At 44.4% G+C, this 12254-nt stretch carries 10 protein-coding genes; 5 read left to right on the top strand and 5 right to left on the bottom strand.

Features of this window, described 5'->3' with window-relative positions; translation table 11 throughout:
* Positions 1 to 5: 5 nt before the first annotated feature.
* Positions 6 to 824 carry a GNAT family N-acetyltransferase gene (locus tag SIO70_RS29220; RefSeq protein ID WP_320576880.1) on the bottom strand — a complete coding sequence of 273 codons (819 nt, stop codon included), beginning with the start codon at positions 822 to 824 and terminating at the stop codon, positions 6 to 8.
* 510 nt (positions 825 to 1334) lie between these two features.
* Complete coding sequence (locus tag SIO70_RS29225; RefSeq protein ID WP_320576882.1) at positions 1335 to 1871, bottom strand: discoidin domain-containing protein; 537 nt, start codon at positions 1869 to 1871, stop codon at positions 1335 to 1337.
* Between the two features lie 111 nt (positions 1872 to 1982).
* On the opposite strand from SIO70_RS29225, the gene SIO70_RS29230 reads away from it, so the two are divergent.
* Positions 1983 to 3377, top strand: a complete 1395-nt coding sequence (locus SIO70_RS29230; protein WP_320576883.1) for a Gfo/Idh/MocA family protein — start codon at positions 1983 to 1985, stop codon at positions 3375 to 3377.
* 130 nt (positions 3378 to 3507) lie between these two features.
* Here the strand turns inward: SIO70_RS29230 and SIO70_RS29235 are convergent, their stop codons facing one another.
* Positions 3508 to 4458, bottom strand: coding sequence for a hypothetical protein (locus SIO70_RS29235; RefSeq protein ID WP_320576884.1), 951 nt, complete (start codon positions 4456 to 4458; stop codon positions 3508 to 3510).
* 124 nt (positions 4459 to 4582) lie between these two features.
* Complete coding sequence (locus SIO70_RS29240) at positions 4583 to 5878, bottom strand: sugar MFS transporter (protein WP_320576886.1); 1296 nt, start codon at positions 5876 to 5878, stop codon at positions 4583 to 4585.
* Between the two features lie 464 nt (positions 5879 to 6342).
* On the opposite strand from SIO70_RS29240, the gene SIO70_RS29245 reads away from it, so the two are divergent.
* From SIO70_RS29245 to SIO70_RS29260, 4 genes are read left to right on the top strand one after another with little or no spacing between them, the layout of a single operon-like run.
* Positions 6343 to 7869, top strand: a complete 1527-nt coding sequence (locus tag SIO70_RS29245) for an MFS transporter (protein ID WP_320576887.1) — start codon at positions 6343 to 6345, stop codon at positions 7867 to 7869.
* Entirely contained in the window at positions 7841 to 8806 is a 966-nt protein-coding gene (locus tag SIO70_RS29250) for an ROK family protein (RefSeq protein ID WP_320576889.1), read from the top strand. Before SIO70_RS29245 ends, SIO70_RS29250 begins: the two co-directional genes overlap by 29 nt.
* A 32-nt stretch (positions 8807 to 8838) precedes the next feature.
* Positions 8839 to 9894: a N(4)-(beta-N-acetylglucosaminyl)-L-asparaginase gene (locus SIO70_RS29255; protein WP_320576891.1), complete on the top strand. Its 1056-nt coding sequence runs from the start codon at positions 8839 to 8841 to the stop codon at positions 9892 to 9894.
* Between the two features lie 3 nt (positions 9895 to 9897).
* Positions 9898 to 10635: a copper homeostasis protein CutC gene (locus tag SIO70_RS29260; RefSeq protein ID WP_320576893.1), complete on the top strand. Its 738-nt coding sequence runs from the start codon at positions 9898 to 9900 to the stop codon at positions 10633 to 10635.
* Between the two features lie 147 nt (positions 10636 to 10782).
* Here the strand turns inward: SIO70_RS29260 and SIO70_RS29265 are convergent, their stop codons facing one another.
* Positions 10783 to 12252 carry a RagB/SusD family nutrient uptake outer membrane protein gene (locus SIO70_RS29265; RefSeq protein WP_320576894.1) on the bottom strand — a complete coding sequence of 490 codons (1470 nt, stop codon included), beginning with the start codon at positions 12250 to 12252 and terminating at the stop codon, positions 10783 to 10785.
* Positions 12253 to 12254 lie beyond the last annotated feature (2 nt).

Below are 12254 nucleotides of genomic sequence, written 5' to 3' on the forward strand. Positions count from 1 at the left end.
TCTATCTATAAAAAATTAAACAGGAAGAATCTTTTCTTGCTCGCTGCAGCAGCGCCACCGCCACCGCTTCCTCCTTCTTTTTCTTTACCGCTCTTGAGCAGTACGAATCTTTTATACCGCAGCCAGCGTTCGAACAGCTTGAAGTTGTTAGAGAACTTACGCTTGCGCTGTGAATGCTGTATAGTACCATTTGCGGCGACCATCACCTGTGGCTGTATCACTACATTGTAATGGTCGGCTGCGGCTGCACGCTTTGCGGCTTCTTCTTTTGCTTTCTCTACAGGATCGTAGAGCATAGCAGTACACAAACAGTTCTTACGGTTCTTGCTGGTCAGCACGTCAAAGTTAACACAACTCCGGCATCCTTTCCAGAACTCTTCGTCGTCAGTCAGTTCTGAGTACGTTACGGGCTCATAGCCCAGCTCGGAATTGATTTTCATCACAGCGAGTCCTGTAGTCAGACCAAAGATCTTGGCATCAGGATATTTCTCCCGGGAGAGTTCGAACACTTTATGTTTAATGGCTTTCGCCACACCATGTCCACGGAATGCGGGGTTGACAATCAAACCAGAGTTAGCCACAAACTTCTCATGGCCCCAGGCTTCTACATAGCAAAAGCCTACCCATTCACCTTTGTCAGTGACTGCAATCACGGCCTTGCCTTCTTCCATTTTATGCTGTACATATTCAGGAGAACGCTTAGCGATGCCTGTCCCTCTGGCCTTGGCCGAAGCTTCCATCTCGTCGGTAATTGTCTTACCATAATGCTGATCGTCAACGGTGGCTACCCGTACGATAATATTCGGATTTTCCAATCTTGTCAATTGAAAACGTTACAATAAATAAATTGAATCTACTACCCATTTTGAGTGGGGGAAAATACCTTAATGAATTTGTGAGGAGGCATTAAGGTTGCGATAGCGGGCTGGCTAGGCGGCACTATCAAATACGAGGTCGTCGGGATAGGTATCTAAAGACATTGAACCCAATGGAGTACTCACCTCCCATTAGGGAAGGGTGAAAAGGAGAAAGGTTATGGGCCGCAAAGTTTTCCAACTTCAGTTCAGCATTAAATTGTTAAAAACTGTCTTTAATAAATCAACCGCAAAGTTATAATATTATTTATTCAATGTGGCCAAAAAATTTTCGGACTTACTGTTAAATTTCCAATGCTAGATAAACAAAAGCCGCGCCAAACAGAGATTTATAGAAAATATTTTTTCTCAATTTATATTTTAGCTGATATACAATGTATTATAAAAAAGGAGCCCTGAAAAGAGCTCCCTGTGTTCGTAGTTGTGTTAAGTTTAATTGTTTGTAGGTATAGGTATACATCAACTTTTGGGCGCACGGAACAATTGTACCTCACTCAATACAGGACAGGCTTTCGCTGCTGTGATGGTGATGCGGAGTCCCTTCGTCCTCGTGTCTGGCAACAATAATATCCGTTTATGACCAATTGTCGTTTCGTTCGCTATCTCTTTATATTGGCCGTGATCCAGCACTTCTACCCTGAAACTTTTTACACGCTGGCCCAGCGCAATGTAATCCTGCAATAATAAACGGTTGAAAGTCACGGCTTTTTTGAAGTTCAGGGTGATCACCGGTGTCAGTGCTGAGTCAGTACTTTCCCAGTAAGTGCCGGCATCGCCATCCACCAGACTGGCAGGTTTTACCTGCGTTCTGGAGCTGGAAGCGGTTACTTTGGCATTCAGGGCCAGGTTCTTTTTAAATACCTGCTCACGCATACGACGGAACTCTATTATATCATGGTCTCCGAAGTGAATACCATTAAGAGGAGGATTACTGCTATCAGCAGAGAAAATAAAGGAAGTCAAAGTTAAAATAGTAGGAATAACCTCTTCCACCATAAATGAAAAAAATTGCAATTGCAATTCATTTACATTACATTTAACGACCAGCTACACAATACAATACACCATTCAATCATGTTATCTGCAAGAGCAAAACCAAAATGAAACATGAAAAAGCAGCATTTACACCGGAGAACATTTCTCAAAAACACCATGGCCGCCGGAGTCGGCCTTACCTTGCTGGATACTCCTTCCAGGTTATTCGCTAACGTAAAAAAAGAAAAAGTCAGAATGGGCCTCATTGGCGTTGGTGCCAGGGGACAAGGCCACTTAGAGTTATGTTTAAACCGTACAGACGTAGAAGTAGTCGCGATTGCCGATCCTGACACCAACTGGGCAATTCCGGGCGCAAGAAAACTCATTGACAAGATCTACGGCAGCAAAAGAAAAGTAGCAGAGTACACAAACGGACCTGGAGATTTTCACAACCTGCTGAAGAGAGATGACATCGATGCAGTAATCATCGCCACTCCGTGGGAATGGCATACACCACAGGCAGTAGCCGCCATGAAGGCGGGCAAAACACCAGCAGTAGAAGTGTGTGGCGCAACTGATGTTGGTGAATGCTGGCAACTTGTAAATGTGAGCGAAGAAACAGGCGTGCCTGTATTCGCCATGGAAAATGTAAGCTATCGTCGTGATATCATGGCGGTGCTGAACATGGTGAGACAAGGTCTCTTTGGAGAACTGACTCACCTGCAGGGAGGCTACCAGCATGATCTGCGGAAAGTAAAATTCAATGATGGGAAGCAGATTTATGGCGGTGGTGTTGAGTTTGGTGAGAAAGGACTTTCCGAAGCACACTGGCGTACCAATCACAGCGTACATCGTAATGGCGACCTCTACCCTACGCATGGTTTGTGGCCGGTTGCGAATATGATCAATGTGAACAGAGGAAATCGTCTGCTCTCGCTCACATCGGTGGCGACAAAGTCACGTGGCTTACATAAATATATTGTTGACAATAGTAGTGAGAGCCATCCGAATGCGAAGGTTCAATTTAACCTTGGTGATATTGTGACAACTTTGATCCGCACCAGCAATGGAGAAACGATCATGTTGTCGCACGATACGAATTCACCACGACCTTATTCTTTGAACTTCAGGGTGCAGGGAACGAATGGTTTGTGGATGGATGATAAAGCAAGTGTGTATGTGGAAGGCAAGAGCCCTTATGATGAGTGGGAAAAAGCTGGTGAGCCGGAAGATGGAGGCAGCTATATGGGGAAATATGATCACCCGCTGTGGAAGAGATATACCAAGAGTTCAGCAGGTGCAGGACATGGAGGAATGGATTGGTATGTGATTAATAGTTTTGTAGAAAGTATAAAGAGAGGTGCGCCTTATGCACAGGATGTGTATGATCTGGCTACGATGTATGCAATAACGCCATTGAGCGAAGCTTCGGTAGCAGAAGGAGGGAGTGTACAGTATATACCTGATTTCACGAGAGGGCAATGGATTAATCGAAAACCGATCTTTGCGCTGGATGATCAATATTAAAAAAAGAAGGCCGCTCAGTGAGCGGCCTTCTTTTTTTAATATTGATCATTCCCATACACCTGTAGTATCTGCCGATGCATAAAAAATAAGCGCCGACCAAACTAGCAGAACCCAATATAAAGAAAGCCGTCTAATTATAGACGGCTTTTGTGTTAAGTACTCTATTGTAAATAAATTTATCCTTTCGCTCGTACATAGTACCGGTTGTATAATCCTTACTCACCATCAACCACCTAATGGTACCATCCACATTTAATATTTCTGAACAATTATAATCCAACACCGGAACTACAGGCGTTCCATATGTGCCAATCCATCCCCACGTACCGCTTCTGAACAATGATATATCCGGGTTGATGTACTGGTGCCAGTAAGGATTGACTGAAGCATTCACAAAATTGCCATAACTAATCTGCAACGCCATCATAAAAAGATAAGCCTTGTCAATTCCTGAAGCATCCAGCAACGCCGCTCCGACAGGACGAATCACCATATGACCGATTGGATCTGAATCTTTACTCAGATCCTGTACCACAGAATCCAGTTCCTCATTAGCATTTCTGTGATAATAGGCATCTGCTGGATAAGCATTATAACTATTATCATGATGCACATGCTGAATATGTCCACTTGCATCATAATAAAAAGTCCAGTACAATTGGGTATAATCACCGTCAGGATAAGTACCTGCGAGACTATCTAACCGGCCATTGCTGTCATAAAAAAACAGGTAATTTACGCTGAAACCATTATCATAGTCGCTTGTTACCTTCATACTATCAATGCTTCCATCTGCATTATACACAAACTGATTCACCGTGGTGTAAGGTTTGGAATATATATAAATCTTAGAAACCACCTTTACAATTTGCAGGTCTGAATTATAATAAAGGGAGTCAAAACGTCCATAATCCGTTGTAGTATCAGCAGTATAATCCCAATAGGTGTAGACACCCGTGGGTAACCAAACATAACTGGAACTGGTATCAACAACAGTCGTTTCCGTAGTACGCGCAGTTTCGCCCTCCTTGGCACACGCCACGGCAAGCAAAAATAGAATAGGATAAAGAATTCGTTTCATAGTAAATAGTAATAGGGTTTGTACTTATGAGAAAAAGTAAATGGCCTTATACCCTACTCTCCCATAAAATAAAAAACTGCCTCATTATGAGGCAGTTATACAAAAAAGATAATAAATGTCTTATTTACGCTTTCTTCAACCCCACCTTATGCCCACTCAGACCATAATACAGGATGTACAAATAGCAAGGCAGCATTACCACATAAGCAATATGCCTGTCAGAACCCTTTGCAATCGCACCATAGATCAATGGCAGAATCGCACCACCACAAATCGCCATCACCATGAAAGCCGCACCGATCTTGGTATATTTACCTGCTTTGTTCATTGCCAGCGGCCAGATACCAGGCCACATAAGTGCATGAGCTAAGCTAAGCAGAATGATGCAGATAATAGAAGTCCAGCCATGTGTAGCCAGCGCACCTACGGAGAGGATCAGCGCCAGTGATGCACAAATGATCAGACCCGTTTTCTGGGAAATCACTTTTGGAATCAGCACGATACCGGAGAGGTAACCAACCGTCAGCGCAATCAGGCTATAAATACCCAGGTTCGTCGCTACCATCTTTTCGAGACCGCTATACTCACCATACAATGCCAGTGAGTCGATCGCTAATACTTCCACACCCACATAAGCAAAGATACAAACCACACCAAGCAGCAAATGCGGTGGAATGCCTTTCTTAACACCCGCTTCGTCAGCAGCAGTATCTTCTTCTTCCGTATTGATTTCAGGCAGTTCTGACTTTCTCACCATAAATGCAAGTGCCAACAATACTACCGCCATCACCAGGTAAGGTACCACCACACGCTGTGCCAGCGCCTGCAGCTCTGCTTCTCTTGCAGCACCTGTCAGGGTGTTGATCTTAGCAGACAATTCAGTCGCATCACTGAATAACAACTGTACCAGTACGAAAATGCCGATCATACCCGCTACCTTGTTACAGATACCCATGATACTGATACGCTGTGCCGCTTTTTCAATAGGTCCAAGGATCGTTACATACGGGTTAGAAGCCGCCTGCAGCAGCGTCAGACCAGTACCTTGTGCAAATAATCCTAACAGGAATAATGGAAAACTACGTGCGTAAGCAGCAGGAATAAAAATCATGGAACCTACAGCCATGATGAGCAGACCGAGAGACATCCCTTTTGTAAAACCGATCTTCTTCAGGATGGCAGATGACGGAATTGCCATCACCAGGTAACTAATGTAGAAGGCAAAGGTGACGAAAAACACCTCGAAGTCTGATATTTCACAGGCCTGCTTCAAAAAAGGGATCAGCACGCTGTTCAACCAGGTCACAAATCCAAAAATGAAAAATAAAGTGCCGATGATGCCCATTGCTTTGCCATAATTGGCCTGCTGTTGTGGTTGCATAGGTAAAGGCTCTTTAATAGATGTAGCGGAGTTCCCCATACTGCTGTTTTATATATTATTTAAACACTTTGATTGATATTTGCGAACATACTTAACAATTTCCGCATTTCATAATGAACAACGATAGTTTGGCTATTGTTAATAGATGAATGCTAAATTTCCACGCTAAAAGGGTTAAAAAGTATGTTAATTCAACCCTTCCTTTGGTTTTTGTCAACTATTAAATGAATTAGATAGATATTTTATACCATATTAGCTAAAACGTTTTTGCATCAGAAAAATCGGGATTTTTTTGATAATATTTTAGGAATTGTCAAAAAATAATTTATACATTTATCGCTGCAAAGATTACAGTAATTTAACACGTTAACACGTTTATGGTTCAACAAACAAAGCAAAGTACACATCCCTCTTTCTTTGTACTGATACTTGTATTTTTTTTCTGGGGTTTTGTTGCTGCTTCGAACAGCATATTCATCCCCTTCTGTAAGTCACATTTCCACTTGAATCAGTTGGAATCTCAGCTGATTGACTTCTCGTTCTATGGTGCTTACTTTATCGGCTCCCTGCTGCTGTACTTCCTGTCAGCACTCAGAGGCGTTGATATTCTCAACAAGATCGGTTATCAGAAAGGTATCATCTACGGCCTCCTCATTTCTGTCGTAGGTGCTGTGGCGCTCATTGCCGCAGTAAACATTGGTAGCGGTATGGCTAACACCACCTATGCCTTTTATCTCATTCTGGGCGCATTCTTCATCGTTGCCCTCGGTTTCTCTTTACAGCAAACAGCTGCAAACCCTTTTGCCTTCCTCCTTGGAGATCCTGCAAAAGGTGCTCACCGTCTGAACCTGGCGGGTGGTATCAATTCGCTTGGTACTACCATCGGTCCACTCATCGTGAGTATTCTGCTTTTCGGTACTGCCAAAGGTTCGGCAAGCGCTGATACTGACATCAGTAAGATCAACACTCTTTACATCCTGCTGATTGTATTGTTCCTCGTTGCAGCAGCTATCTTCTGGTTCTCTAAAATGCCAAAAGAAACTTCGGACGAGCCATTTGAACAATCACCCAAAGCAAGTAAAACACTGGCCGCCATCACCGCATTGTTCGTGCTCATCATGGTGGGTCTGGGCCAGGAGAATAAACTGCCATTCTTCGTGATCGGTATCGTGGGTATTCTCGCAGTCCTCTTCTATGCAAAGATCACTTCGCAGAAAGGTGCAGATCTCACCTTACAGAAAGGTGGTGAAGGCTGGGGTGCTATGAAATACCCTCAGCTGGTACTGGGCATGATCGCCATCTTCGTATATGTAGGCGTGGAAGTTACCATCGCCAGCAATATGGGTGGCCTGCTCGAAACCAAAGGCTTCCTCACTGAAAACGGGCTGACCACTGCCGAAATCGATCCTTATGTATCCCTCTTCTGGGGTAGTATGATGATCGGTCGCTGGACAGGTGCCATCTCCGTATTCAATGTGTCAGAAAGAATGCGCAAAATTCTCTGCGTAATCGTGCCATTTTTCGCTTATGGCCTCGTTTTAGGCGCCAACTACCTAAAAGGTACAGACGTGAGCGTATTGTACCCGTATGCAGGCATTCTGGTGATCCAGATCATAGGTTTCTTTGCTGGTCAGGACAAACCTGCACAAACTCTTATGATCTTCGCCATACTCGGTATCGCTGCCAATGCAATTGGGCTGATGACTACCGGTTATGTTTCTCTCTTCAGTTTCATCAGCGGCGGTTTATTCTGCTCCGTTATGTGGCCTTGTATCTTCGCACTTTCCATCGCTGGTCTGGGCAAGTACACTGCACAGGGATCTTCTTTCCTGATCCTGATGATCCTTGGTGGTTCACTCGTACCTCCTGTACAGGGTGGTCTTGGAGATGATCCAAACATTGGAACGCATTATTCTTATATTATCCCAGTTATATGCTTTGCATATCTGGCATTCTTTGCATTCAGAGTTAAAACTATTTTAAAATCACAGGGAATAGATTATGAGTCAGCAATTAGCGGTGGGCATTGATATTGGAGGAACCAATACAAAGTTTGGCATAGTAGATCGCAGAGGTAATATTCTGTGTGATGGTCGTATGCTAACGAACCAACACGAAGACGTAGACGCTTTCCTGGACGAGTTGCACGGACACCTGTCCGTACTGATCGAACAGGTTGGAGGCATGGAAAACATCAGAGGAATTGGCGTAGGAGCTCCTAACGGAAACTTTTATACCGGAAATATTGAATACGCTCCAAACCTTCGCTGGAAGGGAGTAGTTCCATTATCGAAATTGCTGGAAGCTAAATTTGGTGTCCCTGCTGTTTTAACAAATGACGCAAATGCAGCTGCACTGGGTGAATTCATGTACGGTGCTGCCAGGAGTATGAGAGACTTTATCGTCATCACCCTGGGTACAGGTGTAGGTAGCGGTATCGTGGCAAATGGTCAGCTGATCTATGGTCACGACGGTTTTGCCGGCGAACTGGGTCACTGTATCGTTATTCCTGGTGGTCGTTTCCACCCTGGAACCAAGGCGCATGGTTCACTCGAAGCATACGCTTCTGCTACAGGTGTGACCAATACTGCACTGGAATTCCTGGAAACACGTCCGAATACACAAAGTCTGTTGCGTGAATTCAAAAAAGAAGAAGTAAATTCAAAAGTAATTTATGAAGCTGCCATGAAGGGCGATCCCCTGGCCATGGAAGTGTATGAGTTCACCGGTAAAGTGCTGGGTGAGGCATTAGCGAACTTCGTCATGTTCTCCAGCCCTGAAGCCATCGTATTGTTCGGTGGTCTGACCAAAGCCGGCGATCTGTTAATGAAACCAGTTCGTGAGCATATGGAAAAGAACCTGCTGCCTATCTTCCAGAATAAGGTCAAGCTGGTATTCTCCGAACTGAAAGAAAGCGATGCTGCTATATTAGGTGCGAGCGCACTGGCATGGGAGATGAAAGATTAATACCAACATAAAGCACTTGTAATTTAAACATTATGCAAGATCGCAGACATTTTTTAAAAGCAGCGGCCCTCGGTGCCGCTGCTTTGTCTTTAGACGGAGTAAAGAGTACACATGCCGCGCCGTTTGTAAAAAAAGACAGAACTACTAAGCCTATCGTATTATCTACGTGGGATTTTGGCCGTGCCGCTAACCTGGCCGCATGGGAGATTTTGAAGAAAGGTGGTCGCGCACTGGATGCAGTGGAAGCCGGTGTAAAAATACCGGAAGCTGATCCTAATAACCACACCGTAGGTTTCAGCGGTTACCCCGACCGTGATGGCCGTGTAACACTGGATGCCTGTATCATGGATGAGAAAGGCAATTGTGGCTCCGTAGCTTCCCTGGAGCACATTGTACATGCTATTTCTGTAGCACGTGCAGTGATGGAAAAAACACCGCATGTGATGCTGGTGGGTGATGGTGCCCTGCAATTCGCACTATCACAGGGTTTTAAAAAGGAAAACCTGCTCACGCCCGAGTCTGAAAAAGCATGGAAAGAGTGGCTGAAAAAATCCGAGTATAAGCCCCTCATGAACATTGAAAATTCCTCTTATGGCCAGGGTAATAATCCAACTACCTTTAGTCCTCGGATGCTGCCTGGTAACCAGTATAACCACGATACCATCGGGTTGGTGGCGATCGATGCAAACGGCGATCTATCCGGTGCATGCACCACCAGTGGTATGGCATACAAACTACATGGCCGTGTGGGCGACTCCCCTATCATCGGTGCTGGTTTGTATGTAGACAATGAAATTGGCGCTGCTACTTCTACAGGTGTAGGTGAAGAAGTGATCCGCATTGTTGGTAGTCACCTGGTAGTAGAACTCATGCGTCAGGGTTATCCACCTGAAAAGGCTTGTAAAGAAGCCGTAGAGCGCATTGTGAAGAAAGGTCCTGAAAGGTCTAAAGGCCTGCAGGTAGGTTTCCTCGCAGTGAACAAAAAAGGAGAACACGGCGCTTATTGCCTGCAGAAAGGCTTCAACTACGCAGTACTTTCTGAAAAAGAAAATAACGTGCTGATTGACGGCAAAAGCTACTATAAATAAGACATGATTACACTTGAAATATGTGCGGGTTCTGTAGCATCCTGTATCGCGGCCCAGGAAGGTGGGGCAAAACGAATAGAACTGTGTGATAACCTGCTGGAAGGCGGTACTACACCCAGCTATGCCACTATCGCACTGGCACGTGAAAAGGTGAATATTGACCTGTATCCTATTATACGCCCACGTGGAGGTGATTTCCTGTACGATGATCTGGAATTTGCCACGATGCAGAAAGATATTCAGCTCTGTAAAGAACTGGGTTGTAATGGCGTGGTAATAGGTTTGCTTACAGCAGATGGCAAGGTAGATGTACCCCGTACAAAAGCACTGGTAGAACTGGCATGGCCCATGGGCGTGACTTTTCACAGAGCCTTTGATATGACGGAAGATCCTTTGCAGGCACTGGAAGATGTGATCAGTACAGGATGTGAGCGTATACTTACTTCCGGCCAACGGAATACTGCGGTTGAAGGCGTAGACCTGCTGAAGAGATTGGTCGAAAAAGCAGCAGGGCGTATTGCTATTATGGTGGGTTCCGGGGTGAGAGCGAACAATATCGCTACGCTGATGAAAGAAACAGGTGCTACAGAGTTTCATACATCTGCTAAAGGATATAATGAGAGTAGAATGGTGTACAGAAATCCAAATGTGAGTATGGGAGGTATACCGGGAGTACCGGAATATGGCATCTCTCAGACGCAGGTGGATGAGGTGAAAAAAATATTGGAATTAGCAGGATAAAAAAAAGAGGGGTATCAAAAGTAAATTGATGGACTTGTAAATTTCTTAAGTGATAAATCTCATCATCTGGTACCCGAATAAAATCGGATAGCAATTACTTTTGATACCCTTCTTTTTTTTTAATTACCTGCTGGCGGCTATAGTGATTTATAACTCATTTTGTTCAATCGCTTTATTCGCATTCAACTCATCCTGAGGAATCAAAAACTGCCACTGCTTATCCCCTGCCGGCATTGTCATCAACCCGTTAGTCAGGGTAGTACTATGGTTAGCACCTGTTCTATCCAATGCAGCATCCATACGCTTCAGGTCAAAGAACCTGAACCCTTCTCCCCACAACTCAATACGGCGCTGAACAAGAATTTCCTGCAACAGGTCATTCCCTGTTTTGGTACTTTTTACATAAGAAGGATCCCTGTTCACAGCTAAAGTATACAATACATCTGCCGCTGCCGCATCCTGTCCCATTCTTGCATCCGCTTCAGCTTCTATGAGATACATTTCTGCCGCGCGCATAATCGGTACATCCCCGATACTGCTGCTGGAGCTGGCTGCCAGAAACTTCTTATTCATGTAAGCTTTTAATACACCACCTGAAGGCACAGTTACACCAGTACCATCCACACTCCACATTTTTTTACGTACATCAGTTGCGCTGATCTGGTTATATAGTGTTTTGTTAATCGCTTTCGGATTAGTACGGATGTTTGTAGAATTGAAGTTGCTGGACATATAAGCGAAGAATGAATAAAAGTAACTGGTCTGTTCGGATATCTGATGGCTACCCCACATCCATTCTCCATTGGTATAGTCATTGAAACCTGTCTGATAACTGGCATTGGTCATCAGTGTATACCCAGCCTTTGCTTCAGCCGCATATTTTGCAGCTACCGCCCAGTTTTGCTGAGTCAGTGCAATACGGGCCTTGATACCTTTTGCAGTCGCCAGACTGATATGCGACTTGTTATTAGGAGCAGAAGCTATTGTCAGATCAGCGATGGCAGAATCAGCATCCAGGTTTATTTGTGTATATACCTGCTCTACAGTCGATCTTGGTTGACCCACAGTGGTATTTGTCGTCAGCACAGGCACTCCTGGCTGCGTATTCGTACCGGAGGCATCGTACCGTTTACCAAAGTATTGTACCAGGTTCAAATAGGCCCATGCCCTGTAAGCGTAAGCCTGTCCTTTAATATTTTTCCTGTCACTTTCTGAACCGGTTGCCCCGTCAATATTATTAATGATCATGTTCGCATTGGAAATAATCTTATAATAAAAGAGGTAACTGTATTCCAGCAAAGTTGCAGAGGAATTACGATGCATGGTCCACTTGTAAGTTGTATTGAACCAACCATTTCCGGCAGCTGTCATTACCAGGTCATCCCCCAGCATATCGTTCACGATCATCATACTACCCTGACCGCCCTGATCCTGGGAATCATATTGTTTGTAGAGAGAGCGGTGAATACCATTGATGGCATTCCACGCATTATCCACCGTTGTAAATACCTGGTCAGACGCATAACTGTCTGTAGGCATTGTATCCAGATAGTCTTTCTTACACGCTGAAAAAATAAATATAGCTGCAGCAGAAAGTGTATATAGTAAGTTCTTCATTA

Origin of the sequence: Chitinophaga sancti, from assembly GCF_034087045.1 — a bacterium.
In the GTDB taxonomy this organism is placed as follows: domain Bacteria; phylum Bacteroidota; class Bacteroidia; order Chitinophagales; family Chitinophagaceae; genus Chitinophaga; species Chitinophaga sancti_B.

Excerpts from the sequence above, each read along its gene's own strand:
- SIO70_RS29240 (WP_320576886.1), bottom strand. The coding sequence starts at position 5,878 with ATGGGGAACTCCGCTACATCTATTAAAGAGCCTTTACCTATGCAACCA.
- SIO70_RS29265 (WP_320576894.1), bottom strand. The coding sequence starts at position 12,252 with ATGAAGAACTTACTATATACACTTTCTGCTGCAGCTATATTTATTTTT.
- SIO70_RS29230 (WP_320576883.1), top strand. The coding sequence starts at position 1,983 with ATGAAAAAGCAGCATTTACACCGGAGAACATTTCTCAAAAACACCATG.
- SIO70_RS29250 (WP_320576889.1), top strand. The coding sequence starts at position 7,841 with ATGAGTCAGCAATTAGCGGTGGGCATTGATATTGGAGGAACCAATACA.
- SIO70_RS29260 (WP_320576893.1), top strand. The coding sequence starts at position 9,898 with ATGATTACACTTGAAATATGTGCGGGTTCTGTAGCATCCTGTATCGCG.
- SIO70_RS29235 (WP_320576884.1), bottom strand. The coding sequence starts at position 4,458 with ATGAAACGAATTCTTTATCCTATTCTATTTTTGCTTGCCGTGGCGTGT.
- SIO70_RS29225 (WP_320576882.1), bottom strand. The coding sequence starts at position 1,871 with ATGGTGGAAGAGGTTATTCCTACTATTTTAACTTTGACTTCCTTTATT.
- SIO70_RS29255 (WP_320576891.1), top strand. The coding sequence starts at position 8,839 with ATGCAAGATCGCAGACATTTTTTAAAAGCAGCGGCCCTCGGTGCCGCT.